The sequence below is a fragment of the Pseudocoprococcus catus genome (genome assembly GCF_019734885.1).
GTDB classification, from domain to species: Bacteria; Bacillota; Clostridia; order Lachnospirales; family Lachnospiraceae; genus Coprococcus_A; species Coprococcus_A catus.
The window spans coordinates 18,728-43,685 of the sequence record NZ_JAAXCM010000021.1; the positions used below are offsets into that span (position 1 = coordinate 18,728).

Here is a 24,958-nt window from a genome sequence, read left to right on the forward strand (position 1 = left end):
TAAAGCGTTATAATGTCTATGTTGTAAAACATCTTTTCAGGGCAGGGTGCAAGTCCCTACCGGCGGTAAAGCCCGCGAGCGAAGAAGAATGGCATGATTATTTTTCGGATGCATGATCCGGTGAGATTCCGGAGCCGACAGTATAGTCTGGATGAGAGAGAAGAAGATTTGCATTTTATTTGAATGTTGACCTTTGTATGTATGCCCTGAATTCTTTGTGTGAGGATTCAGGGCTTTTTCTTTATGAAATATGAAAAAGGAAATTCTGACAGGATCATCCGCCGGAATTTCCTGATATGACTTTTGATAAAATGTAATCTCCATGAAAAGAATGCTGTACAGAGTCGCAGATGACTGATTTGCAAGAATGTATCGGAGGTATGGAAATGGAAAAGTTTTATCTTGGATTTGACGCAGGAACACAGAGTGTAAAAGTAACCGTATATAATGAGAAAATGGAATGCGTGGCATCTACATCAGCACCGACAACACTGACTTACCCTCATCCGGGATGGGTGGATATGGATGTGGATGAATATCTGGCGCTGACGGTAAACGGCATAGCTGAATGCGGCCGTCAGATGCGTGAGAAAGGCCTGGACCCGAAACAGATCCAGTCGATTATGGGGGATGGTATTATCTGTGGTATTGCCGGTGTTGATGAAGAGGGCAATGCCATTACACCATATATCAATTATCTTGATTCAAGAACCCAGGAGGATGAACTGCTGATTAACAGCTGGGATTTGGATATCTGGGGCAAAGAAACCGGCAACCCGGAGGCAAAATGCATGTTTCCGGCACTGTTTGCCAGGTGGCTGCTGAAGAATAATGAAGATTTTAAGGCCCGCGGAGCAAAGTTTATCCATAATGCGCCTTATGTACTGGCACATCTGGCGGGGCTGAAAGCAAAGGATATGTTTATCGACTGGGGGGCTATGTCCGGATGGGGCATGGGATACAAGGTTGAAGAAAAGTGCTGGTCACCGGAACAGCTGAAGCTTCTTGGTATCGATGAATCCATGATGCCGAAAATCGTTAAGCCATGGGATATTATCGGACATTTGACAGAAGAAATGGCAGAGAAGACGGGACTGGCAGCAGGAACACCAATCTGCGGCGGTGCCGGTGATACGATGCAGTCCATGCTTGGCAGCGGCAATATGGGAGCAGGACAGGCTGTGGATGTGGCAGGCACCTGTTCCATGTTCTGCGTTTCTACAAAGGGCATTATTCCAGAACTCAGTGAGAAGGGGGCCGGTCTGATTTTCAACAGCGGTACATTGCCGGATACCTATTTCTACTGGGGCTATATCCGTACGGGTGGTCTGGCGCTGCGCTGGTTCAAGGATTCTGTCTGCGGCCAGGAAAAAGACGGTGATTATTTTGATGTACTGAACGACGCAGCCAAAGATATCCCGGCAGGCTCTGATGGCGTATTATTCCTGCCATATCTGACGGGCGGCACCAATGATGTGAAAGAGGCCACAGGCTGTTTCCTTAATATGACACTGGATACAGATCAGGCTACTCTCTGGCATGCGGTATTGGAGGCCATCGGCTATGATTATATGGAAATTACAGACCTGTACCGCGGTGCCGGTGTGGATATGAGCCGTATCACCATCACAGAAGGCGGTAGCCGCAGCGGAATCTGGAATCAGATGAAATCCGATATGCTGGGCAGCGAAGTCATTACATTGAAGAATGCCGGCGGCGCTGTAGTGACAGACTGTATCGTCGGCGCCTATGCACTGGGACATATCACTGATATGAAAGCGGCACTGACAGAAAGTCTGGAGATTAAGAAACTGTATTATACCAATGCGGAAAATCATGATTTTTATGCTAAACAGTATGCGCTGCAGAAAAAACTGGTGAAACAGGACATGAAAGAGGCGTTCCATACACTGAAAGCCCTGCATTAAAAATAATGAGCCTGTAGCTTAAAGGTATCGGTAATAGGATTAAAATGTGTGGAGTGCGGTTTTTAATGTATCGCTAAATGGGTTCAAATGAACAGTTCAACACAGGCACACTCGCGTTGCCCAACATTGGCAGCAGTACGTAAGGCACTAAAAGACAGTGCCTTACGTACTGGCCATGTTGGAAGCACCTGTGCTTGAACTGTTTCATTTTGAACCCATTTTTTGAAGTTTTGACCGCACTCCATGCATTTCTAATCCCATTTCTGTAGTTTTTGAGCTGCATGCAGTATATTTTTTAGAAGTCTCGTAAATAATGATAGACTCGAAAGATTTAGATTGTTGGTGTAAAATACATGTATGGGAATAGAAATTAAGAAAATGGCGTGCAGTCCGGAAAATCCATTGGAAAATCTGGGTCAGTACGCCATTTTAGTGTCAGGACAAAGTTGCTTGCAGCAGAACTATTTAATTCGTTTAGCCAGTACGGCAAATCTTCCGTCTGTAGTGTAGTAATCGCAGGTGGACAGTGTAATAATCTCATCCCCGAATGATGGTGCATTTTCCTCGTCATAGTACAGGGAAAGATTCTTGATATTGTTCAGATATTCTTCAAAATCATAGGAAGTCTCTGCGTTGATGAAATCATAATATTTGAATTCTTCTGAATCCGGGTCGTAAGCCTTAGATTGAAAAGAGGCAAAAATCTTATAGGTACCCGGACGGTATATGGTATCAAAAGTGATCGTCGTATGTTTTTTCAGGTAATCATTGTCCTGAAAGTCCATGAGAGGTCCGAACATAGTGCCGTTATTCATATGATGGCCATAGATAATGGTGTCTGTGCTGGTCGGATTGAAGGTACATCTGGCATCGACAAAAAGCATGCCGCCGATATCATAATCGCCGTCAAAATTCTTTCGGAGATAGTATTCCGGGTCATTCGGTGTATACATGACCGGATAGTTAATCTTGGTACCCTCAACAGAAAGCCACCCGATAAAATCCTTATTCTCCTTATACAGTTCACCGTACTTTTCCATCATTGCTTCGGATTCTGAAACAGGATCCTCAGACTCTCCGGATTCCTTGTCTGTGTCCGGGATGCTGATGGTGTCGTTATTCACTTTATCTGCCAGATTGTCCAGATTCTTCTGGGTCGTCCATGTCTGCCAGGCATATTTGCCCAGGGAAAAAGCACTCCAGCCAAAACAAATGATGGCAATGATTAATATGATGGTTCCAAGTATTCTTTTCATATAGTATTCCTTCTTGAATATATTATTGTAACTGTTCAGCGCCAGCCTCCAAAATGCTACGCATTTCGTCGGTGTGGCGTATCCGCCAAATAAAATTTCAAAAACAGTTTTAAAAATGCAAGCATTTTATACTTGCTTTTTGAAATTTTGCCTGGCTCTGAACAGTTACATATTATTTTGTTATGCACTAAGTATAAGCGGGATTTTTAGGGCTGTCAATGAAGTAGATTATTTTAATGGCAGAGCTTATGACCATAGGCTGGTTACCGACTATTTATCGCCATCCAACCATTTGTTGATGCAGTGGCAAACTACACCAGCCGTAACGGCGATAATAAAAGAAAGCAAAAAATCCATGCAGAACCCTTCTTCCTGTCACCAGTATTGGAGGCGGTAACTTTATAAGTATAACATGCAGGAAAAGGCACTTCTATAGTTTTCGACAAATATTTTATTGAATTGAAGAAAATACCAGATTTTTAAAATTAGATATGGCGTTTTAAAAAGTAGTATGCTAGAATACATGTAGGTATGCTTTGGGTAATATGAACAGATTGACAATGATTTAACGAAATAAAATCGTGCAATTTGTACATTTTGCGAAAAGCAGCAGTTAAACCATTTAATTTTAAGGAGGAATTATTCCAATGAACATTTTAGTTATTAACTGTGGTAGTTCATCATTAAAGTTTCAGTTAATCGATATGACAACAGAAGCTGTACAGGCAAAAGGTCTTTGTGAAAGAATTGGCATTGACGGCAGCCGTATTGTTTACACACCAGCAGGCGGTGAGAAGATGACAATCGAATCTCCAATGCCTACACATACAGAAGCAATCAAGCTCGTTCTTGATTGTCTGACAAACGCTGAATACGGCGTTATCAAATCTCTTAAAGAGATCAATGCAGTTGGTCACCGTGTCGTACATGGCGGCGAGAAGTTTGCAAGCTCCACAATCATTACTGATGAAGTCATCAAAGTTATCGAAGAATGCAACGAACTTGCACCACTTCATAACCCAGCTAACTTAATCGGTATCAATGTTTGCCGTGAACTGATGCCGGGCGTACCTATGGTAGGTGTATTTGATACAGCTTTCCATCAGACAATGCCTAAGAAAGCATATTTATATGGTCTGCCGATCAAAGCTTACACAGACTACAAGATCAGAAGATATGGTTTCCACGGAACATCTCACAGCTTTGTATCCAAGAGAGTTGCTGAATTCCTTGGCAAGCCGGTTGAAGACCTTAAGACAATCGTTTGCCACCTTGGCAACGGTGCAAGTATCTGTGCAGTTGACGGCGGTAAGTCTGTAGATACAAGTATGGGCTTCACACCACTTGCAGGTCTTGTAATGGGTACACGTTCAGGTGATATCGATCCTGCTATCCTTGAGTACTATGCAAACAAAGAAGGCCTTACATTAAGCGAAGTAACAACAGTTCTGAACAAGAAATCCGGTATGGAAGGTCTTACAGGTGGCAAGAGCGATTTCCGTGACCTTGAAGAAGGTTATGAAGCAGGCGATCAGGCTTGTATCGATGCAATCGAAGTATTCTGCTACAATGTAGCAAGATTCGTTGGTGCATATGCAGCATCCCTGAATGGTGTTGATGTTATCGCTTTCACAGCTGGTATCGGCGAAAACAGCGGTTTCGTAAGAGGCAAGATCTGCGAATACCTCGGTTACCTTGGCATCACAATCGATGCAGAGCAGAACAGCAAACGTGGTGAAGATATCATCATCTCCACACCAGATTCAAAGGTTACAGTTTGTGTCATTCCTACAAACGAAGAGCTGATGATCGCTAGAGATACAAAGGCTTTAGTAGAAGCTCAGTAATCTGACAAGATGATATTGATAAAAAGAGGGCGTGTGAGTTTTTCACACGTCCTTTTTGCGTTGAGAAAATATTCGTGTTTAATTCTCCATTCCCCAGTCAGCAATAGCCAGCAGCACACTTGAAAGTGTCCTGCAAGAATGAGGACGAAGAGATCATTAAAGGATGCAACGCAGGCGTAGTGATGGAGAATATGCTTCTTGAAGCGGCAGATCTTGGTCTTGGTGCCGTTTATCTGTTCGGCGTAAGCCAGGTGCTTTTTGCCAATGAAGAGATTGCAAAGCTGCTTCAGATTCCTGAAGGTTTCAGAACAGTTTCTGCTATTGCTGTTGGTACATCGGCTGATGCCCTTCAGGAAAGAATACCGGGTACAGACAAAATCAGTATGACAACACTGTAAACAGAAGATGAGAAGAGACTGTATGGCTCTGAACCGGGAGTCGGACGACTGGTTGGAAAACACGATGCGAAACATTCACAACAGCCTTGTGAATGCATATATTGGATCAGGAGCATAGACTTACGGAGGATGCGGAATGCGTCGGTTTCTGATAGGCTGGATTTTGATCGTGCTTTTGCTGCCTTTTGCGGCGGCCTGGTTTTATCATGAATGGGACGAAAAGAACAGTCGGATAGAACAGGAGACATCATCTCTGCAGATTGAAATACAGGGAGACGGGGAATACAGGCTGGGGGTCACAGATTATCTTACAGGTGCAGTGGCTGCACAGATACCGGCGGATTTTGAAATGGAGACGCTGAAAGCACAGGCAGTGCTAGCCAGAACTTGTCTGTATAGGAGATCAGGGAGCAAAATGTTGATGGATGCTTCGGATATTGGATTAACGTGGCTTGATGAATCAGATCGGAAGCAGTTATGGGGCATATCCTATCAGGAAAATAATACAAAAATCCATCAGGCGGTACAAGAAACTGATGGACAGATTTTATACTATGGCGGGCAGATGATTTTGCCCGCCTGGTTTTTTGTGGGGAATGGAATGACAAGGAGCGGAAAAGAGGCATTAGGAGAAGACATTCCATGGCTTCAGCAGGTAGAGAGCAAATGGGATCTGGAGTCAGAGAATTATCAGACGGAAGTGGCCATGACAAAGAAACAAATGATACGGCTGCTGAAACAAGACTGCCCGGATTTCGTCTGTACCCCAGATAGTTTGGCAATGAATTGTGGGATTACATCCGTTGACAGTGCCGGATATGTGCTGGAACTGCAGGTGGGCAATCAGATACTAAGCGGTGAAGAATTTCGCTATGCACTGAATCTGCCATCGGCCTGTTTTAAGATTGCTTTTGAGGGAAAACAAGTACGGCTGACAGTATATGGTCAGGGAAACGGACTTGGTTTTGATCAGTACGGTGCCAACAGTCAGGCAAAAGAAGGAAAAAATTATGAACAGTTGTTGGAATATTATCTGACAGGGGTGAAAGTCGGGGAATAGACTTGTTATAGATACCCTTTTTGTGATAAAATGAGCGTTAGCGAAAGGAGGCAGACAGATGGCAGATCACAATAAAAAACAAGCCAAAAGTTTTGGCGAAGGGGTCAGAGGATATATGAAAGGTCTGGAAGTCGTTGACTATAGATTGATTATTTCCATAGTATTTCTTGTTATGTTTGGTTTGATCATGGTTTACAGTGCCAGTAATGCACAGTATGGAGCATCCTTACTGAAAAGGCAGTTTGAGATCGGCGGTCTTGGTTTCATCATGATGCTGGTGATTTCGTATATAGATTACCATATTTACGCAAAGTTTGCGGGGGCACTTTATGTGCTTTCGGTTCTCTCGCTTTTCCTTGTAAAGGTTCCGGGAATCGGTGTGACGAAGAATGGTGCCAGTCGTTGGATTGAAATTGGACCGATTTCCTTTCAGCCTTCAGAGCTGGTGAAACCGGCAATGGTGATCCTGATGGCCTATCTGTTGACTCAGATCGGGCGTAAGATGAAGAAGTGGTATGCGGATGTGATCTTAATCTTTCCGGGACTTATTGCTGTTGGTTTGATTTTGTTTGTAACTAAGAATCTGAGTACGGCATTGATCGTATTTGGAATCGTAGCTTTTATGTTTTTTATTGCTTATCCTGACAAGGAGATATGGAGATGGATAGGTGTTGTGCTTGTTGCGGTGGTTGTGGTTCTTTTGGTTTATTATAATCTGGTGATTGTCAGAGAACATTCACTGCTTCTCTCAGAGGGAACATCGGCAACGAGCAATGCAGATTTCCGTTCGAATCGTATCCTTGCCTGGCTTTATCCGGATGATTATCCGCAGGCTTCCATGCAATCCAGATATTCGATGTATGCGATCGGATTTGGTGGTCTGCTGGGGCGAGGTCTCGGAAACGGCACCATGAAATATTATCTGCCGTATGCCATGAATGACTTTATTTTTGGTGTTATCGGCGAAGAACTGGGACTTGTAGGCTGCGGTCTTGTTATTTTTCTGTTTATCTATCAGGTGTGGCGTGTATTTACTGTGTCACAGCATGCGAAGGACCGACTGGGCAGTTATATGGCCTTTGGTATCGGTATTCATGTGGCTTTGCAGGTATTGCTGAATATTGGTGTTTCCACAGGCGTGCTGCCAAATACAGGTATCAGTCTTCCGTACATAAGTTATGGCGGTACCGCTTTGCTTTTGCAGCTTTGTGAGATGGGGATTGTGTTGAATATCAGTCGTCAGATTCCCGGACGCAGGATTCGTGTCGGTGATTCCTCGCAAAAGCAGGATAGGACCGAGTCAAAGCAGGTGCATGCTGCCTGATAGATTGTATTTTAACAGCGAAATCTGAACAGCTATCGTATTTTTTACAAAAAAGTGTATACTTTCATTGTGTTCTGGTCAGAATATGACCAGAGGTGATAAGAGTGAAAAATATGATGAGTTTTTTCAGAAAAAATGGATTTTATGTTATGGCACTTGTTCTGATAGCGGGGATATTGGCGATTTCTGGTATTGCCGGATATGTTTCAGGACAGAGTGAACGCAATCAGGCAGAGAATGCAGCAGAGTTTAAGGATCGTGCAGCAGGCACTGCCAGCAATGAGGCAAAGTTGGCAGAGTCTGAAGCGGCTGTTGCGGATGAGATGACAGGCTACAATGCGGATCTGGTACAGAAAATTCTGTCTATGATTGAGAATGGTACATTGGCCCTTGAAGATTTTGAGGAAGAAGGCTCCATGAACGGGACGGCAGAAGCTTCCGCTAAAGATGCAGCAGTTGCGGAGAATGAACCGGCAGAAGCTGCTGAGGATGAACCGGAAGCGGATACCGAGGAGGCAGAGATGGCGGGGAATGTTCTGAATGCAGGCTATTCTTCGGAGAATGTCATGTCATGGCCGGTGCGGGGGGAAGTCATTATGGATTACAGTATGGATAAGACCATTTATTATCCGACATTGCAGGAATACAAGTGCAATCCGTCCATTTTGATTCAGAGTGAAGAGGGAACAGATGTAGCAGCGGCTTTTTCGGGAACTGTTGCGGATGTTTATCATGATGCACAGCTTGGTACAGTGTTGGAGATGTCTCTTGGCAATGGCTATGAAGCCTATTATGGACAGCTGGAGAATGTGGATGTGGCAGTTGGAGATACTGTCCGGCAGGGACAGATCATTGGAACGGTCAGTACACCGACTCGGTTCTATTCCATCGAAGGAAGTCATTTAAACTTTAGGGTGACCCGGGATGGCGAGCCGGTAGATCCTTTGGATTATCTTGATTAGGAAGCACGATTTGAATAACAGAGCATATGATATAGAAGCTGATGAAAAATGGTACATATTGAAAAATATGCAACCGTTTCTTTACAACAGCCCTGCCGCAGGCAATCGGCTGTTAAATAACAATTTTCATCGGCTGCTTTATTATAAAAGGCTGCTGCCCATTGAGGCAGCAGTTTTGTTATTTCATAAAAAGAACAAAATGCTTCGAGAGAATCTTTTTGGTTTTGGCCGGAAAATGGATGGCTGCACAATAAGGAGAGGTTATGCAAAAGAAGAAGGATACCTTAGAGAAGAAAAAATGCTATACTTATATGGTGCGCTGTTCAGATCATTCGCTGTATACGGGATGGACAAATGATCTGGAACAGAGAATAGCGGCGCATAACAGCGGACAGGGCGCAAAATACACAAAAAGCAGACGCCCTGTCACCCTCGTATACTATGAAGTCTTCGAGGCGAAACAGGACGCCATGCGCCGTGAATATGCGATTAAACAATTAACGAAGAAAGAAAAAGAGAAGCTTGTGGCTTACCACCATCTGTCTTCGATTGCCACGTAATCTTTGTGGTGGCCCACATATTTGTAGGCAGGACGGATAATCTTGCCTTCGTTGGCCAATTCTTCGATACGGTGTGCACACCAGCCGGAGATACGGGAGATGGCGAAGATCGGTGTAAATAATTCCATAGGAAGGCCAAGCATACTGTAAACAAAGCCGCTGTAAAAGTCTACATTGGCACAGATTGGCTTGAACAGCTGGCGATGCTGCTGCATCAGTTTGATAGCGATGCCTTCAACACGGTTATAAAGGTCAAATTCCCTGGTCAGGCCCTTCTCTTCAGAAAGTGCCTGGGCATATTTCTTCAGGATGACACATCTAGGGTCGGATTCAGTATAAACTGCATGACCGATACCATAGATCAGACCCTTGCCGTCAAAGGCTTCACGGTTCAGAATTTTGGTCAGATACTCAGTAACTTCATCATCATCATCCCAATTGGTAACATGTGATTCAATATCCTTAAACATCTGCTGTACCTTCAGATTGGCACCGCCGTGCTTTGGCCCTTTCAGGGAACCGAGGGAGGCTGCGATCGCAGAGTAAGTATCGGTACCTGTGGAAGTGACAACATGGGTAGTGAAAGTGGAGTTATTACCACCGCCGTGTTCTGCGTGGATGATCAATGCGATATCAAGTACCTTGGCTTCAAGCTCTGTATACTGGCCGTCTGGACGAAGCAGACGGAGAATATTCTCAGCAGTTGAAAGCTCAGGCTTCGGACGACGGATAACAAGACTCTTGTCCAGTATGTAATGGCGATAGCTGTGATAACCATAAACTGCGATCAATGGAAAACGTGCAATCAGCTGAAGAGACTGACGCAGAACATTGTTGACTGAAATATCTTCAGGCTGATTATCATAGGAATAGAGTGTCAGAACACTCTTCTGGAGAACATTCATCATGTTGGCATTTGGTGCGTTCATGATGATATCTCTGACAAAATTGTCCGGCAGCTCGCGGTAATTGCCGAGGATATCGAGAAATTCCTGAAGCTGATCCTTGTTCGGCAGTTCACCGAAAAGAAGAAGATAGGTGATTTCTTCAAAACCAAAGCGGCTTTCCTTGTTGCCTTCAACAAGATTCATGACATTGTAACCCTGATAATAAAGCTGCCCGTCGATAGGAATCTTACGGCCGTGTATGGATTTGAAGGCGACTACGTCAGAAATTTCCGTCAGACCGGTAAGGATACCCTTGCCGTTGGAATCACGAAGTCCTCTTTTGACATCATACTCAATATACAGATCCTGGTCAAAACGCCCTGAATTCATGCAGTATTCAGCAAGCTTGTCCAGACGATTGTTAAATTCTGTCATTTCTTTTGCCATTATTGTTCAGTCCTTTTCTATAGAATAATTTTACATAAATACATTTTAATATGAAAATACTTTATCATTATATTGATGATTTGGCAAGTCGTTTTTTTTAAGTTTATGCGTTAATATAGTTTGACGGGTGAAAATAATGATATGCAATTATAAAAAATGAAAATGTCAAAATGTATAAAAATGAAGAGAAAACCCATAAAATGTATAATATGAGAAGAAAAACCGGCAATAAAATAAGGATAAAAATTACTTTTTTTAGACGAAATGTAAAAATATGTAATTAAAATGCAAGTTAAAAGAGGATGTTATTCAAAAAAATGCAGACATAGAGAGGGGTGAATAGAAGATAGATAGAATAAACACTGCATAATATGGGTTTATAATGAATAAATATTCAAAAATGACGCTGAAACCGGGAGAGAGGTGTTGACTGTTGAAAAAAGAACTGTTAGAGTATTATTATAACGTTACAATAAATTTCTTAGAAAGGTGCTTGAAAAATGGAGGCGTTAAAAAATAATTCACAGGCCATTGTTCGGGCTTTGACAGTGGCAGTGGCCGTCATATTACAGGCGATTACGATGGTTCTGGTCGGCCGGTATCTCCATGAATATGCTTCCTGGGCGTATGTACTGCTGGAAATTATAAGCTTTTTGCTTGTTTTTGGTCTGATTAATGATCAGGAATCTTATCGGCAGTTCTGGTGTGTCATCGTTCTTGTTTTTCCTGTGACAGGTTTATTCCTTTACTATATGTGGGGGCGTAGGAGAAGAAACAGCAAAACGCATATTATGATCAGGGATACGGAAGCAAAGATGCGGGGGTATGCACCGCATCAGCCGGAAGTCATGGAAGAACTGCAGGAGCTTCATCCTTACAAAGTCCAGATTGCGCGATTTCTGGAGAGCGAAGGGTTTAATATGTATCGTCATACCAGCGTGAAATATTTTCCGCTGGGGGAAGAAATGCTGGATGCCATGATTGAAGATCTGAAAAAGGCAGAAAAATGTATCTTCCTGGATTATTTTATTATCAGTGATGGTGTGATCTGGCAGAGAGTCAAAGAAGTGCTGCTGGAGAAAGCCAAAGAGGGGATTGATATCCGGCTTTTGATTGATGATTTTGGCTGTCTTGGAATTAATACAGCTGAATTTAGGAATGAACTGGGTAAATCCGGTATCCGTCTGGCTGTTTTTGCACCGATTCATAAGAATGTGGACAGGTTGTCTTTTAACTACCGGAATCATCAGAAGATTACCATTGTAGACGGCAATATCGGATATTGCGGCGGCATCAATCTGGCGGATGAATATGCCAATATTATCAACCGTTTTGGACATTGGAAAGATACAGCCTTTCGTCTTGAAGGTGAAGGTGTGTGGGGGCTGACTTCGATTTTTCTTGAGATGTGGGAAGTGACGATGGGATATGAGATAACAACAGATTATTCCGTGTATATGCCGACGGTTAAAATGCCGAACGATGGGTTTGTACAGCCATTTTGTGATGGCCCGGCCAATAATCCCAATAATCCGGCGGAGGATGTGTATACACATATTATCAATAAAGCACGGGATTATGTGTATATTACGACGCCGTATCTTGTTCCGGAACGGAAGATGGTGGAGGATCTGTGCCGTGCAGCCCGCAGTGGTGTGGATGTAAAGATCATTGTGCCGCACATTTATGATAAATGGTATGTGTACATGGTGAATGTGGCTAATTACGGTCCATTGATTGCCAACGGCGTACATGTTTATGAATATATGCCGGGATTCATTCATTCCAAAACAGTTGTCTGTGATGATGAATGTGCTATCTGTGGTACCATCAATATGGATTACAGGAGTTTTTATCTGCATTATGAATGTGGTGTATTTACCTGCGAGTCATCGGCGGTTGCGGATATCCGTGATGATATCCATGAGACATTAAAGCAGTGTCAGGAAATATATCTGGATGAATGGCAGAGTCGTCCATGGTATGAGCAGATTATTCAGTGGGTATTGCGTTTATTTGCACCTATATTGTAACTGGAAAATCGTCAATGGAATTATATGCAACATTTGCAGAGCGTGACAGCCGGGAGGGCTTCCCGGCTGTTTTTGGCAGAAAAGATCAGAACCGTGTTCGGTAACCGCAGCGGCGGCACAGATTTTCATGAATATGGTGAGAACGGAAGTCTTCGATGATTCGGAGACTTTTTTCTTTGCACAGAATCGTGTCCAGGGATTCTATGAAAATATTGCCCAAAGCCAGATGGCCGTTGTGGTCCAGACAACATGGAACGACCTGGCCATCTGCCAGAATCGCCAATTGATGCCGCAGGCCATGGCAGGTGCCGTTGAAACCGTAATCCGGTGCGTGTTCATCCGGCCATTCAAAAAGCTGGTCAAAATTCACATAGGTATGGGGTGCAATGGCGTTGCCGTGAACCTTACCCACATAGGCGTCAATGGGCTGGGCCAGATGATAGGCCTGCTCAAGGGTTTCGAGAATAAACTGGTTGCGAAGGCGCTGGTCGGCTTTAGCAGTACCATCCAGATTCCAGAGTCGGAAGCTGATATAGCCCGGTGTTGTCATTGTAAAAGTCCGGGCAAAATCAATGGCATTCTCAAGATAGGAGCGGAAATCCCGGGTATGCATGGTATTGGCATCAAAGCTGTGCAGGGACAGAGAAATCTGACGGGGTGCTGTTTCGCCCAGAAGCAGCTGATGTTTTTCGGGAAGAAGCACTGCATTGGTGGTTAGATTAACTTTTAATCCGTTTTGATGGGCGATGGCCAAAATATCGCCAAGCCATGGGTGCATCAGCGGTTCACCTTTTACATGAAGGCAAATGTAGTCTGTAAAAAGGGTTACCTGTGCAGCAATCTTAGCAAATTCATCCACAGACATCATTCTTGCCGGACGGTCACTGGTGGGACAAAAACTGCAGCAGAGATTGCAGCGGTTGATAATTTCTATATAAATTTTCTGAAAACGTTTCTTTTTCATACAAAGCCTCTTTTTGTTCAATAAAGTTATAATCAAATAATATAGATTTTAAAGAAATCTGTCAATATGAAGGAAGGTATGGTATACTTGAATAAAATAAATTCATAACGAAAGGATGCATTTTGATGAAGAAAGTATTGACAATTGCCGGTTCCGACTGCAGCGGCGGTGCCGGTATTCAGGCAGATATAAAGACAATGACAGCACATAAGGTTTATGCAATGAGCGTGATTACAGCTTTGACTGCGCAGAATACAACAGGTGTTTATGGTGTGTTAGATGCGGGGGCTGACTTTGTGGGTCAGCAGATGGACTGTGTGTTCAAGGATATTTTCCCGGATGCGGTGAAGATCGGCATGGTTTCCAATATTGAGACCATTCAGATGATCGCAGCCAAGTTAAAGGAATATCATGCGAAGAATATTGTTGTTGACCCAGTTATGGTTTCTACAAGCGGATGTGCACTGATGCAGCCGGATGCCATGGATACACTGATTTCTGTTCTGCTTCCGATGGGGGATATCATTACACCAAATATCCCGGAAGCAGAGAAGCTTTGCGGATTTGAGATCAAGAACGTAGAGGATATGAAGAAAGCAGCAGAAGTGATCGGCAGAAATCTTTCAGGCAGTGTGCTGATCAAAGGCGGTCATCTGACAGAGACAGCAGATGATCTTTTGTATCATGACGGTGAATTTATGTGGTACCGCGGAGAACGTGTGAACAATCCGAATACACACGGTACAGGCTGTACATTATCTTCTGCCATCGCAAGCAATCTGGCACTGGGTTATGATATGAAGACAAGCGTGCAGAATGCGAAGAATTATATCACAGGTGCGTTAAAGGACGGCCTGGATCTCGGTGAGGGAAGCGGACCGTTGAATCATTGCTTCAATTTATAAATCGATGCAGCTGATTTGGAATGGGCTTTTGTATGTAACTGTGAATCTGCTGAATAGTTACGAGGCCTGAATGATAGGAGTGGGACATAACTAAATGGAAAGACTGATTATGCTGGGAACAGGCAATGCCCTTGTGACCAGATGTTATAATACTTGTTTTGCAATTCAGGATGATGATGAATATTTTCTTGTAGATGCAGGCGGCGGCAATGGTATTATGCGCCAGCTTCAGGATGCCGGCATTCCCATGGAGCAGATCCATCATATTTTTCTGACCCATGAACATACAGATCATCTGCTTGGTATGATCTGGATGATCCGCATGATTGCCACGAAGATCCGCAAAGAACAGTATGAAGGTAATTTGCGGATTTACTGTCACAGTGCGTTGGTGGAAACGGTTCGTACCATCGCGAATCTGACATTGCCGAAGAAATTCACACGGCTTCTGGATCATCGTATCCAGTTTGTACCGCTTCATAATGGCGATACAAAGCATATTCTGGATTATGATGTGACATTTTTTGATATTTTATCTACCAAGGCTAAGCAGTATGGCTTTGCAATGCGTCTGCGAAATGGACAGAAACTGACATGTGCCGGCGATGAACCGCTGAATGAACAATGCGTTGGTTATGCGGAAAGCAGTGACTGGCTGATGCATGAGGCCTTTTGTCTCTATTCACAGAGAAACCAGTACGATCCTTATGAGAAACATCACAGCACTGTTCGGGAAGCCTGCGAACTGGCAAGCTGCCTGAACGTACCGAACCTGATTCTGTATCATACGGAGGATGACAACATTGAACGCCGAAAAGCATTGTATACCGCAGAGGGGCGGTTATATTATAAGGGGAATCTGTATGTTCCGGATGATCTGGAATGTATCGAGTTTGATGAGGTGTAGTTTCTGATACCTGTTTTTGAAATTTTGCTTGGCTCTGAACAGTTACATATTTAGATTGAATAAAACCGTTATATGAACAAAAAAATGTTTGTATAGCGGTTTTTTGTTGTGCCAAAAATCCGCTTCGTTTTTCTCATGAAAGTTAAGAAATCAGATACCATAACGCTGACATTTTTTTACAAGGGTTGAGTGGTCAATGCCGAGAGCGATAGCCGCTTTTCTTTTTGTACGGAATTCGGTGAGTGCCGATTTGATAATCTGACATTCGAGGTTCGTTGTTGCTTTTTTTAGATTATAAGTTTTTTCGGTCGACATATAGCCATCGTTGTCCGGGATGCCGACAACCATTGAAACAGTTTTTTTATCGATCACATTTGAACGGTTGATAACAACAAGTCGTTCGATGACATTTTCAAGTTCACGGATATTGCCGGGCCAGTTATAGGCAGTCATCAGATGAAGTGCATCACTGTATATTTCAACCTGTTTATTGTACTTTTTGTTGAAAACATCTAGAAAATGATGGACAAGTACATCAATATCTTCTTTTCTTTCTCTGAGTGGTGCCAGGGAAATTGGAACAACATTCAGACGATAGTAAAGATCTTCACGGAAAGTTTTTTCCTTGATACATTCCAGCAGATTGCGATTGGTGGCTGCAATAATGCGAACATTGATTGGAATTGCTTTCGATGAACCGACCTTTGTCACTTCATGGTTCTGAAGAACGCGCAGTAATTTCGTCTGCATTGGCATGGACATTTCACCAATTTCATCCAACATCAGTGTTCCGCTGTTGGCCATTTCGAATATACCAGTTTTCCCGTTTTTACTGGCCCCTGTAAAGGCACCGGGTACATAGCCAAATAATTCGGATTCCATCAGAGTTTCAGGAATTGCCGCACAGTTGATTTTCAGAAATGGTTTGTTGAAACGGCTGCTTGCCTGATAGATTTGATTGGTAATAACCTCTTTTCCGGTACCGCTCTCTCCTGTGATTAAAACAGAGGCATCCGTTGGGGCGACAGCCAGGGCAGTAGAAAGAGCCTGATACATTTGGGGGCTTTTGAATATGAGGTCTACCTGTTTAATTTGCTGTGTTCGGAGATATTGGACTTCGTTTTCGGTTTTGGCCTGAACTTCTTTTAAATGGAGCAGCTGATCCTTGACGATCTCAAGCTGCTGAATATTTCTGTCGTGGGCCACTGCATATTTTAGTTCGTGGTTATCGTCAAAAATAGGAAAACCTGTAATGTATACGGTTGTATTTGTTCGGTTCATCACGCCGATTTTTTCAGAGCGACGTTCCTGTTTCAGGATTGTCGGCAGAATACCGTTGGTATAAAGTTTTTTCTCACGATTGATCTGGTGAATATTTTCTCCGATGACTTCTTCTTTTAAAATGCCGCTCAGCTGCTGATACATGTCATTGACGTAAACCGTTGTGCCTTCTTTGTCTGCAATATAGATAGCATCCGGAAGATTATCGCATATTTTTTCAAAATCAACAAAACGATGGAAAAGAAATGCTTCAAAATCATCAGTGGCGCGGCGCAATTCATGATAATTCTCTTCGTTGGAAGAAGAATTAGATGCACAGAGCGCGTTAATTTGTGCTTTGAGAAGAAGAAAGCTGTCTTTGAGTTCCTTATATTGATTCATATGATGCTCCTTTTTGTGGGGAGTGAAAAAAGTAACCGATAATGGTGAAATACTACACCATTTTATGCTCTTAAGTATAAAATTTCAAAGAAGATCTGTCAAATAGGTACTTTTTAGTAACTATCTGACCATCAGGTTGGGGGTGAAAAAAGTAACCGATCTAAGGATAAAAAGAGATAAATATCTGAAAAAATATCCCGAAAAGAGAGATAAATAAGTATATGGTGAAAAAAGAAACCATAAATGGTGATAAGCTGGTGAAAAAAACAACCGTTTATGCTGATAAAAAAACATCCTTCACTACAGAAAGATATTTTTTTATCAGGTAAAAAATAAAAATCAAGCAAAATCAAAGGATTGCGAACATTTTAACGAGATTGATTAAAAATTGGCATAGTGTTTGCTGTATATAGGGGTGTAAGAAAAAAGTTATGAATGCCTCAGTTTTTCAAGAGCAGCATGAATATCTAATTGGTGTTCATCGGCATATTCAAAGAAATCACACAGCTCGTCATAGTGCTCGATGATGTGTTTCAGAGAAGCATCATATCGGGAGGACGTATGAACGACAAAAGCATCCGGATCAATAGGAACATTCAGTTCCTGCATGCGGTGAATGCTCCAGGTGTACAAAAAATCAATCGCCGGGATGAGTTTCTTACCAGCATCGGTGAGACGATATTCTACCCGGAGAGGGATCTCGTTATATTGAATACGCTGGACAAGGCCGTCTGCAACAAGCTCTTTCAGTTGCTGACTGAGAACCTTTTCACTGATTGGAAAAGTTTTCTTGGTTTTGGAAAAACGAATGAAACCGTAGTAATGTATATGGTTGAGAATGCTCATCTTCCATTTTCCGGAGACGATGGAGAGGGCATAGAGGTAAGGGTTAATTCCGTTTGTGGGTTGATCCATGACAAAGCTCCTTTCGCACAGATGATAATAATTCTATTTTATCATATTTGTGTTGATTTACAATAAACGGGGAGTAACTTTTTGGTAAGCAGGTTACCTGAAGGATATTAGCTTTCACGATGGTAAGATTGTGATAGAAAAGTCATGATTGTTATCAATTGGAAAGCTTGGTAAAATATTAACAAGGGGTAATCGAAATAAAAATGGATATGTTTTAAGGAGGAAAAAACAATGATTAAAAGAACTTTAAGTGAACTGAAACCTTACGATGCACCGGGACATTACAACATGGTGGCTATGAGAGTACACGGTAAAGAAGAAACAGGTGCTGAAAAATTCTGGATCGGTAAATCTGTTTTCCTTCCAGGCGGCGGTGCTGTATGGGCTTACGAAGATAACCCACTGGAAAAGGTTTACTATGTATTAAAGGGCGAGATGACAGTTACAGATAAGGACGGCAACGAGTATGTGATCCATGCAAATGAATCAATTTCATTCCCTCCAAATGAAGGCAGAGGCCTTGAAAACAAGAGCAATGAAGTTGCGGAGATGCTTGTCATCATCAACTACCCGGATGCTAAATAATCAGTTTTTTCAATTAATGGAGGAGGATAATTTTATGGTTCCAGTATCAAAAAAATTTGTAGATAATATGTTTTCTGTTAAAGGCAAAGTTGCCCTCGTTACAGGTGCGACAGGTGCACTTGGCAGAGTGTTAGCTAAAACATACGGTTACCTTGGTGCAAAGGTGATTCTTTCAGGACGTAAACAGTCTGGTCTTGATCCGCTTGTAGAAGAGTTCAAGGCGGAAGGCATTGACTGTGTTGGTATTGCAGCAGATCCTGCAAACGAAGAGCAGGTTGCTGAACTCATCAAAAAGTCAGTGGAAGCTTACGGAGAAATCAATATCCTTGCTGTTTGTCATGGTTACAACAAACCGGCCAATATCCTTGATCAGTCTGTCGCAGATTGGCAGTATATCATGGATGCTGACTGTAAGTCGGTATACATTGTTCTGAAGTATGTTGCTCAGCAGATGGTTGCACAGCTGAATGGTGCTGAAAACGTGCCATCCGGCCAGGGCGGTAAAATTGTTGTTGTTACTTCTCAGAGATCTAAGAGAGGTATGGCTGGTTACACAGGATACTGTACATCCAAGGGCGGCGCTGATATGATGGTTGCTTCTATGGCTTGTGACCTTTCAGCTAAATACGGTATCAATGTCAATGCGATCTGTCCGACAGTATTCCGTTCAGATCTGACAGAGTGGATGTTTGATCCGGAATCAGCTGTATACCAGAACTTCATGAAACGTGAACCGATCGGCCGTCTGGCTGAAGCAGAAGACTTCTGTGGTTACGCAATGTTTTTGAGTTCAGATGCTTCCAACTTTATTACAGGTGCGGCTTGTGACTGCTCCGGTGGTTACCTTGTCTGCTAATTAAACATTGATCAAAGATTCATATTAATTGAAATGCTGCATCACAGATGAACTGCTGATGCAGCGCATCTAAAAAATAATTTTTATATATCAAAGGAGATTAATTATTATGGGAAAAGTATATGTTGATTTAACGCATCCTTTCTGCGCTGAAATTCCAAGATGGCCATATTTTGACAAACCGGTGATTGATAATGCACATACAATGGCTAAAGGTGGTGTCCTGACATCCAGAATCGAATGTACAATGCACACAGGAACACATTGTGATGCTCCTCGTCATGTTATGGAATATGAATTTGACGGCAGACGTGCACGTTATACACACGAGATGCCTGTAGATGCTTATGCAGGCACAGCAGTTCTTCTGAATATCGATATTGAGCCATGGGGCTTAATTACAGATGAACATCTTGATGCTGCATGCAAGGCATGTGGTTACAATCCGGATGATCTTAAAGGTAAAATCCTTTGCCTGAACACAGGTATGCATCGTTTATTCGATGATTCAAAAGCATACTATCATTACTCAGCAGGTACAGGTGTTGAAGCAGGTAAATGGTTTGTCAGACATGGCGTAAAAGCTGTTGCAATGGATTCTCAGGCACTTGACCATCCACTTCATACAGCAATGGGCAATAACGGTATGACAAGAATGAACCTTCTTGGCGCTACAGGTAAGCCAATCACAGAAGAGTACAAGGAACTTTTCGGTGAAGAAGCCTACTCAAAATTTGATAAATTTGAATATATCAGACTTCATGGTCAGGAAGCTTATGATGAACTGTACGGTGATCTGGAAGAAATCGGTATCTGGGGTACATGGGAACCATGTCATAAAGAAATGCTTGGTCATGGCATCGTAGGTGTCGAAAACCTTGGCGGTAACCTTGATAAGATTCCGGCAGGTGTTGAATTTGAATTCCTCTGCTTCCCACTTCGCTGGTATATGGGCGATGGTTCAATGGCTCGCTGCGTTGCACGTATCGATGAAGAAAAACTCAACGATGTGCCTGAAAGAACATACAAATATGGCGGTACAGGCTATGCTGACGCTGAAAACGGTGGTGGTTCAGGTCTTGAGTACATGCAGAAACTTTTCTCAAGAAATAAATAATTGCAGAAACAGAGTTGTATAATCAAAGAAAGTTAATGCGCATTTTTTAATGTAAAGCCGACTGGAGTGTGGGTTTTCTTCAGTCGGCTATTATTATGGGTTTTTAAAAATATTATGTGTTGTTAGAGAGGTTAAATTCGTATTATGGCAAAAGAAAAACAGTCTATGAATAATTTTGGTATTGGCTGGGGAACGATTCTTTATTGTCTGTTAATGTTCTTCCTCTATGTAGGTATGATCAACGATGGTACAAATGTTCTTGCCCCGGCAGCAGCAGCAAACTGTGGTGTTGAACCGGGTACAATTATTACAATGAATGGCTATGCCGGTATGATTGCGGTAATCGGGTTCATTATTGCGGGCCAGATTAACAAAAAAATCGGACCGAGATTAACATCTGCTATTTGTCTGATTATTTCCGGTGTGACATACATTGGCTGCGGTAATGCAACAAGTGTTATGTTTTACACGGTATGCATGACACTCTGTGCAACAGGTATGATGTCTGCCGGTTATGTGGCAGGTGGTACACTGGTTGCAAACTGGTTCCCGAAGAAAAAAGGTATTGTTATGGGCTATACAACAATGGGTCATAACTTCGCATCTGCGTTCTATGTAGCAATCATGACAGGCCTGATTGCAACAATGGGTTCCATGAACAAAGCGTCCTGGCTTCCGGGCGTTGCAGCTATTATCCTTGGTATTGTTGGCTTTATTTTCATGAGAAATACACCACAGGAAAGAGGTATCAACCCTGATAATGTATCTGACGAGGTATATGCATCTGAGTATGATACAGCAGAGGATGATTCTGACTGGACAACTATCAAGCTTCTTAAAACAAAAGAAACATGGTTTGCGGCAATCTTTACCGGTTTGTTTCAGATCTGCTCCGTAGGCGTTATGCAGCAGCTTGTAACACGTAATATTCGTGATTTTGGCATGACACAGGGCGCAGCGCTGACACTGATGACAATCGTAGCTCTGATTGGTGTATTCGGATCATGGATTATTGGTGTGATTGACCAGAAAATCGGTACAAAGAAAACAATGCAGTTCTTTGGTATCTGGTATGCAGCAGCACTTGTCATCAATGTACTGGCCAAAGGTCAGGTTGGACTGTTGTTCTATCTGTCAATTCTTATGATCGGTATGGGTATCGGTGGTTCTGCAAACTTTACAACATCTCTGCCAACCTCTATTTTCGGGCGTCAGGGATTTGATAAAGTAAATTCCGTTGTATTCCCGATTCAGGGTTTTGTAACGGCGTGGTGCTTTGTTGTCAATGGTATCGTGACAAATGTCATCGGTAATCTGAGTGTTGCGTATATCATCTTTGCTGTAGGTGCTGTCATTGTATCTGTTTGTGTCACATTTGTTGATGAATACAAATACAATAAGGACCATAAAGCGGAGTTAAAATAAGAAAAAAGGACATGTCATTTGAGAACTATCATATTGGTGCTTGCATCGATATGATAGTTTTTGCTTTTTCATAAAAGAGAGGTTGCAGAGAGCGGTTGTGTGGCGGCGGGGGATGCAGTCATATGTAAAAGGAGTCAGGACAGAAGATGGAGCAAAATAGAAGAGAAACATTTTTTACAAAAGAGAAGGGCTTTTATACAACTTTATTTCGTATGATGCTTGTATTGGCCCTTCAGAATCTGGTTGCCTACAGCATTAATATGGCGGATAATGTGATGCTTGGCAACTATGATCAGAATGCATTGTCGGGTGCCGCGACAGTGAATCAGGTTTTTTTTATGGTACAGCAGTTTGCCTTATCAATAGGCAATGCACTGGTTGTACTGGCCTCCCAGTATTGGGGTGAGAAAAGAACGGAACCCATGAGAAGATTAACTGGCATCGCATTATGGTCGGGGTTATTGTGTGGACTGGTAATCCTGATTATCTGCGTGATGATGCCAGAGCAGCTGTTGCGATTGTTTACAGACACCCCTGAAATATTAAACGAAGGGATGCGTTACCTAAAACTTCTGAAATGGACATTTGTATTTTATATTATAACCAATGTTCTGATGGCAGCTTTGCGGAGTGCCGAGACGGTTAATATTTCTTTTTATATTTCGCTTGTATCATTGGTTGTTAATGTTGTAATTAATTATACGTTGATTTACGGCCGCTTCGGTTTTCCGGAGATGGGCGTTGTGGGCGCGGCTATAGGAACATTTATCGCGAGAATTCTTGAATTGGGAATCGTCGTGATCTATATTGCCTTTTTCGACAAAAAGCTGCATTTGTTCAGCACAGAGATTTTGAGCATTGATTGGAAATTAGGTAAAGATTATATGAAAGTTGCGATGCCGATTGTTCTTTCCCAGGTACTCTGGGGCATTTCTGTCCCGATGCAGACTGCGATTCTCGGACATCTTTCCGGGAATGCCATTGCGGCCAATTCTGTGGCAACAACCTTTTATCAGTATCTGAAGGTAATCGTTATTGCAATGTCATCCACATCTGCGGTTATGATTGGCAATGCCATCGGGCGTGGTGATATGAGAAGAATCCGAAGTGATGCGAGAACATTGGCAGTTATTGATGTCGTGATCGGAGTGATACTCGGCGTGGCTTTGTTTGTTTTGAGAACACCGCTATTGTCTATGTACCAACTGACACCGGATGCAAGAATACTGGCCGATCATCTGATCATTGTGATGAGCTTTGTGATGGTTGGGATGTCTTATCAAATGCCGGTGAGCTTTGGCATTATCCAAGGCGCCGGAGATACAAAGTTCACAATGACCATGAATATGGTCAGTACATGGGCGATTGTGATGCCGTTATCATTTGCGGCGGCTTTCTGGTGGAAATGGCCAGTAGAAGCGGTCGTGATTGCGATTCAGTCGGATCAGATTTTTAAAGGCCTTCCAACATTTATTCGCTTCAGAAGCTATCGGTGGGTCAGAAAGCTGACAAAATAACAGGACGGTGCATTTTATCACCACTTATGTCTGGAATTCCATATTAAAGCGGCAGATAAATAGATTAAATGTGAAAACGCGTTGTGAAAAATTAAAAACGTACTTGAAAAATGCAAAATGAAGGCAAACTGGTGAAATAGCAAACCGATAACTGGTGAAAAAACAAACCAAATCTAGGCGGATTTTATGTATAGGTGCCGGATAAAACTTAAAATCGCGCGGAAAACGAGCGTTTGTGTCTGAATTTTAAACTTGGCACAGAAGTTGCTTATATAATTAAGTGTCAATTATAAAATGTAAAAAATATATCATAAATTATTTAAGGAGAGATCGTAATGGCAAAGAAAACAATTATCACAGCAGCAGTTACAGGCGCGTGGCCGAAGAAAGAGAATAACCCGAATGTACCAATGACACCATCAGAAATTGCAGATGATGTTTATGCATGTTGGAAGGCAGGAGCAGCAATTGCCCATCTGCATATGAGAGATGATAATGGCAACGGTACAATGGATAAGAATAAATTCATTGAGACAGTGAATTTGATTCATGAAAGATATCCGGATTGCGATATCATCCTGAACCTGACTACATCCGGAGATATCTATGCAACAGACGATACACGTCTTGAACATGTTCAGATTCTGAAACCAGAGATGGCTTCCTATGACTGTGGTTCTATGAACTGGTTAAACTCAAGCCTCTTCATCAACAGCCCGGCTTTTCTTGAAAGATGCGGCAAGCTCTTCCAGGAACTGAATATCAAACCTGAAATTGAAGCATTTGATCCTGGTATGATCGCAAATGCAGCGTACTATCTGAAGAAAGGTGTTCTGAAAGCCCCATTACATTTCCAGTTCTGCATGGGTTGTGCAAATGGTATTCCAGGTTCTGTTAAGAATCTTGTATTTATGAAAGAGACAATGGATCAGCTTTGTCCAGGTTCTACATGGTCCACATTCGGTGTTGGACATTCTGCAATGGAAACAATGTACGCAGCCGTTTCTTTAGGCGGACATATCCGTGTCGGCATGGAGGACAACGTTATGTATTCAAAGGGTGTTCTTGCTGAAAGCAATGCACAGTTTGTTGAGAGAGCTGCCCGTGTGATTAGAGAATATGGAAACGAAGTGGCTACACCAGCTGAAGCCCGTGAAATTCTTGGCTTAACAAAATAATAATCAGGAGATTCGCAGGAGGCGTGAAATGACCTGGGGTCCAATGTTTATGTATTATCATTGCCCGAAATGCGGGCTGAAATTTGAATATGCGGTTGATCTGATCCCGGAATTCGGTGAGAAGTTTGGCCATTGTCCAAAATGTGATGTTATGGGCGTATATGAGAAAGACGGTGCGCGTCAGCCTGATGATGCAGATTACTTAGAAGTTGAATAAAAAGTAGG

22 protein-coding genes and 1 riboswitch are annotated in these 24,958 nt (G+C 42.6%); of the genes, 17 read left to right on the top strand and 5 right to left on the bottom strand.

Translation table 11 applies throughout. From position 1 onward, the window contains the following. The first annotated feature begins 28 nt into the window (after window positions 1–28). Window positions 29–167, top strand: a riboswitch (FMN riboswitch). A 219-nt stretch (window positions 168–386) separates the two neighbouring features. After that, entirely contained in the window at window positions 387–1,928 is a 1,542-nt protein-coding gene (locus tag HED67_RS04055) for an FGGY-family carbohydrate kinase (protein WP_221717604.1), read from the top strand. Between the two features lie 461 nt (window positions 1,929–2,389). On the opposite strand, the gene srtB is transcribed toward HED67_RS04055, so the two are convergent. Beyond that, on the bottom strand, window positions 2,390–3,184 hold the full coding sequence (srtB, locus tag HED67_RS04060) for a class B sortase (RefSeq protein ID WP_221717605.1): 795 nt from the start codon (window positions 3,182–3,184) through the stop codon (window positions 2,390–2,392). Window positions 3,185–3,831: 647 nt separating this feature from the next. On the opposite strand from srtB, the gene HED67_RS04065 reads away from it, so the two are divergent. The 6 genes from HED67_RS04065 to HED67_RS04090 all read left to right on the top strand — a co-directional run bounded on the left by HED67_RS04065 (window position 3,832) and on the right by HED67_RS04090 (window position 9,335). Further along, a complete protein-coding gene (locus HED67_RS04065; RefSeq protein ID WP_015513430.1) occupies window positions 3,832–5,031 on the top strand; it encodes an acetate/propionate family kinase in 1,200 nt (399 codons plus the stop codon). 125 nt (window positions 5,032–5,156) lie between these two features. Beyond that, on the top strand, window positions 5,157–5,429 hold the full coding sequence (locus HED67_RS04070) for a nitroreductase family protein (RefSeq protein ID WP_221717606.1): 273 nt from the start codon (window positions 5,157–5,159) through the stop codon (window positions 5,427–5,429). A gap of 136 nt (window positions 5,430–5,565) precedes the next feature. Further along, window positions 5,566–6,489, top strand: a complete 924-nt coding sequence (locus HED67_RS04075; protein WP_221717607.1) for a SpoIID/LytB domain-containing protein — start codon at window positions 5,566–5,568, stop codon at window positions 6,487–6,489. A gap of 58 nt (window positions 6,490–6,547) precedes the next feature. Continuing rightward, window positions 6,548–7,813, top strand: a complete 1,266-nt coding sequence (locus HED67_RS04080) for an FtsW/RodA/SpoVE family cell cycle protein (protein ID WP_221717608.1) — start codon at window positions 6,548–6,550, stop codon at window positions 7,811–7,813. A gap of 113 nt (window positions 7,814–7,926) precedes the next feature. After that, entirely contained in the window at window positions 7,927–8,775 is an 849-nt protein-coding gene (locus tag HED67_RS04085) for a M23 family metallopeptidase (protein ID WP_246612109.1), read from the top strand. A gap of 263 nt (window positions 8,776–9,038) precedes the next feature. After that, window positions 9,039–9,335 carry a GIY-YIG nuclease family protein gene (locus HED67_RS04090; RefSeq protein ID WP_178441594.1) on the top strand — a complete coding sequence of 99 codons (297 nt, stop codon included), beginning with the start codon at window positions 9,039–9,041 and terminating at the stop codon, window positions 9,333–9,335. Here HED67_RS04090 and HED67_RS04095 read toward each other — a convergent pair. Beyond that, window positions 9,305–10,669, bottom strand: a complete 1,365-nt coding sequence (locus tag HED67_RS04095) for a citrate/2-methylcitrate synthase (RefSeq protein WP_221717609.1) — start codon at window positions 10,667–10,669, stop codon at window positions 9,305–9,307. The two genes, HED67_RS04090 and HED67_RS04095, sit on opposite strands and share 31 nt — an antisense overlap. 500 nt (window positions 10,670–11,169) lie before the next feature. Between HED67_RS04095 and cls the strand changes: the two genes are divergently transcribed. Then, window positions 11,170–12,702 (top strand): cardiolipin synthase, encoded by a 1,533-nt coding sequence (cls, locus tag HED67_RS04100; protein WP_221717610.1) that lies wholly within the window; start codon window positions 11,170–11,172, stop codon window positions 12,700–12,702. 85 nt (window positions 12,703–12,787) lie between these two features. On the opposite strand, the gene HED67_RS04105 is transcribed toward cls, so the two are convergent. Further along, window positions 12,788–13,666, bottom strand: a complete 879-nt coding sequence (locus tag HED67_RS04105) for a radical SAM/SPASM domain-containing protein (RefSeq protein WP_178441597.1) — start codon at window positions 13,664–13,666, stop codon at window positions 12,788–12,790. 125 nt (window positions 13,667–13,791) lie between these two features. Here HED67_RS04105 and thiD point away from each other — a divergent pair, with 125 nt between their 5' ends. Both thiD and HED67_RS04115 read left to right on the top strand, forming a co-directional pair. Further along, the gene (gene thiD, locus HED67_RS04110; RefSeq protein WP_215632488.1) at window positions 13,792–14,571 is read left to right on the top strand and encodes a bifunctional hydroxymethylpyrimidine kinase/phosphomethylpyrimidine kinase; all 780 of its coding nucleotides are present in this window, start codon (window positions 13,792–13,794) and stop codon (window positions 14,569–14,571) included. Window positions 14,572–14,665: 94 nt separating this feature from the next. Beyond that, entirely contained in the window at window positions 14,666–15,478 is an 813-nt protein-coding gene (locus tag HED67_RS04115; RefSeq protein ID WP_221717611.1) for an MBL fold metallo-hydrolase, read from the top strand. Between the two features lie 150 nt (window positions 15,479–15,628). On the opposite strand, the gene HED67_RS04120 is transcribed toward HED67_RS04115, so the two are convergent. Further along, complete coding sequence (locus HED67_RS04120) at window positions 15,629–17,140, bottom strand: sigma-54 interaction domain-containing protein (RefSeq protein ID WP_221717612.1); 1,512 nt, start codon at window positions 17,138–17,140, stop codon at window positions 15,629–15,631. 429 nt (window positions 17,141–17,569) lie between these two features. Further along, window positions 17,570–18,055: a winged helix-turn-helix transcriptional regulator gene (locus HED67_RS04125; protein WP_221717613.1), complete on the bottom strand. Its 486-nt coding sequence runs from the start codon at window positions 18,053–18,055 to the stop codon at window positions 17,570–17,572. Between the two features lie 231 nt (window positions 18,056–18,286). Between HED67_RS04125 and HED67_RS04130 the strand changes: the two genes are divergently transcribed. From HED67_RS04130 to HED67_RS04160, 7 genes are all read left to right on the top strand, one after another. After that, window positions 18,287–18,640: a cupin domain-containing protein gene (locus HED67_RS04130; protein WP_221717614.1), complete on the top strand. Its 354-nt coding sequence runs from the start codon at window positions 18,287–18,289 to the stop codon at window positions 18,638–18,640. Between the two features lie 34 nt (window positions 18,641–18,674). Then, complete coding sequence (locus tag HED67_RS04135; protein WP_221717615.1) at window positions 18,675–19,496, top strand: SDR family NAD(P)-dependent oxidoreductase; 822 nt, start codon at window positions 18,675–18,677, stop codon at window positions 19,494–19,496. A 109-nt stretch (window positions 19,497–19,605) separates the two neighbouring features. Next, window positions 19,606–20,613, top strand: a complete 1,008-nt coding sequence (locus HED67_RS04140; protein WP_221717616.1) for a cyclase family protein — start codon at window positions 19,606–19,608, stop codon at window positions 20,611–20,613. A gap of 144 nt (window positions 20,614–20,757) precedes the next feature. Further along, complete coding sequence (locus HED67_RS04145; protein ID WP_221717617.1) at window positions 20,758–22,038, top strand: MFS transporter; 1,281 nt, start codon at window positions 20,758–20,760, stop codon at window positions 22,036–22,038. A gap of 146 nt (window positions 22,039–22,184) precedes the next feature. After that, window positions 22,185–23,555, top strand: coding sequence for an MATE family efflux transporter (locus HED67_RS04150; protein ID WP_221717618.1), 1,371 nt, complete (start codon window positions 22,185–22,187; stop codon window positions 23,553–23,555). A gap of 335 nt (window positions 23,556–23,890) precedes the next feature. Continuing rightward, window positions 23,891–24,733 (top strand): beta-keto acid cleavage family enzyme, encoded by an 843-nt coding sequence (locus HED67_RS04155; RefSeq protein WP_221717619.1) that lies wholly within the window; start codon window positions 23,891–23,893, stop codon window positions 24,731–24,733. 28 nt (window positions 24,734–24,761) lie between these two features. Next, window positions 24,762–24,950 carry an excinuclease ATPase subunit gene (locus tag HED67_RS04160; RefSeq protein WP_221717620.1) on the top strand — a complete coding sequence of 63 codons (189 nt, stop codon included), beginning with the start codon at window positions 24,762–24,764 and terminating at the stop codon, window positions 24,948–24,950. Window positions 24,951–24,958: the final 8 nt, after the last annotated feature.

What these genes read in the sequence shown, in the direction of transcription:
- HED67_RS04055 (WP_221717604.1), top strand. Translation starts at nt 387, where the DNA reads ATGGAAAAGTTTTATCTTGGATTTGACGCAGGAACACAGAGTGTAAAA.
- srtB (WP_221717605.1), bottom strand. Translation starts at nt 3,184, where the DNA reads ATGAAAAGAATACTTGGAACCATCATATTAATCATTGCCATCATTTGT.
- HED67_RS04065 (WP_015513430.1), top strand. Translation starts at nt 3,832, where the DNA reads ATGAACATTTTAGTTATTAACTGTGGTAGTTCATCATTAAAGTTTCAG.
- HED67_RS04075 (WP_221717607.1), top strand. Translation starts at nt 5,566, where the DNA reads ATGCGTCGGTTTCTGATAGGCTGGATTTTGATCGTGCTTTTGCTGCCT.
- HED67_RS04080 (WP_221717608.1), top strand. Translation starts at nt 6,548, where the DNA reads ATGGCAGATCACAATAAAAAACAAGCCAAAAGTTTTGGCGAAGGGGTC.
- HED67_RS04085 (WP_246612109.1), top strand. Translation starts at nt 7,927, where the DNA reads ATGATGAGTTTTTTCAGAAAAAATGGATTTTATGTTATGGCACTTGTT.
- HED67_RS04090 (WP_178441594.1), top strand. Translation starts at nt 9,039, where the DNA reads ATGCAAAAGAAGAAGGATACCTTAGAGAAGAAAAAATGCTATACTTAT.
- HED67_RS04095 (WP_221717609.1), bottom strand. Translation starts at nt 10,669, where the DNA reads ATGGCAAAAGAAATGACAGAATTTAACAATCGTCTGGACAAGCTTGCT.
- cls (WP_221717610.1), top strand. Translation starts at nt 11,170, where the DNA reads ATGGAGGCGTTAAAAAATAATTCACAGGCCATTGTTCGGGCTTTGACA.
- HED67_RS04105 (WP_178441597.1), bottom strand. Translation starts at nt 13,666, where the DNA reads ATGAAAAAGAAACGTTTTCAGAAAATTTATATAGAAATTATCAACCGC.
- thiD (WP_215632488.1), top strand. Translation starts at nt 13,792, where the DNA reads ATGAAGAAAGTATTGACAATTGCCGGTTCCGACTGCAGCGGCGGTGCC.
- HED67_RS04115 (WP_221717611.1), top strand. Translation starts at nt 14,666, where the DNA reads ATGGAAAGACTGATTATGCTGGGAACAGGCAATGCCCTTGTGACCAGA.
- HED67_RS04120 (WP_221717612.1), bottom strand. Translation starts at nt 17,140, where the DNA reads ATGAATCAATATAAGGAACTCAAAGACAGCTTTCTTCTTCTCAAAGCA.
- HED67_RS04125 (WP_221717613.1), bottom strand. Translation starts at nt 18,055, where the DNA reads ATGGATCAACCCACAAACGGAATTAACCCTTACCTCTATGCCCTCTCC.
- HED67_RS04130 (WP_221717614.1), top strand. Translation starts at nt 18,287, where the DNA reads ATGATTAAAAGAACTTTAAGTGAACTGAAACCTTACGATGCACCGGGA.
- HED67_RS04135 (WP_221717615.1), top strand. Translation starts at nt 18,675, where the DNA reads ATGGTTCCAGTATCAAAAAAATTTGTAGATAATATGTTTTCTGTTAAA.
- HED67_RS04140 (WP_221717616.1), top strand. Translation starts at nt 19,606, where the DNA reads ATGGGAAAAGTATATGTTGATTTAACGCATCCTTTCTGCGCTGAAATT.
- HED67_RS04145 (WP_221717617.1), top strand. Translation starts at nt 20,758, where the DNA reads ATGGCAAAAGAAAAACAGTCTATGAATAATTTTGGTATTGGCTGGGGA.
- HED67_RS04150 (WP_221717618.1), top strand. Translation starts at nt 22,185, where the DNA reads ATGGAGCAAAATAGAAGAGAAACATTTTTTACAAAAGAGAAGGGCTTT.
- HED67_RS04155 (WP_221717619.1), top strand. Translation starts at nt 23,891, where the DNA reads ATGGCAAAGAAAACAATTATCACAGCAGCAGTTACAGGCGCGTGGCCG.
- HED67_RS04160 (WP_221717620.1), top strand. Translation starts at nt 24,762, where the DNA reads ATGACCTGGGGTCCAATGTTTATGTATTATCATTGCCCGAAATGCGGG.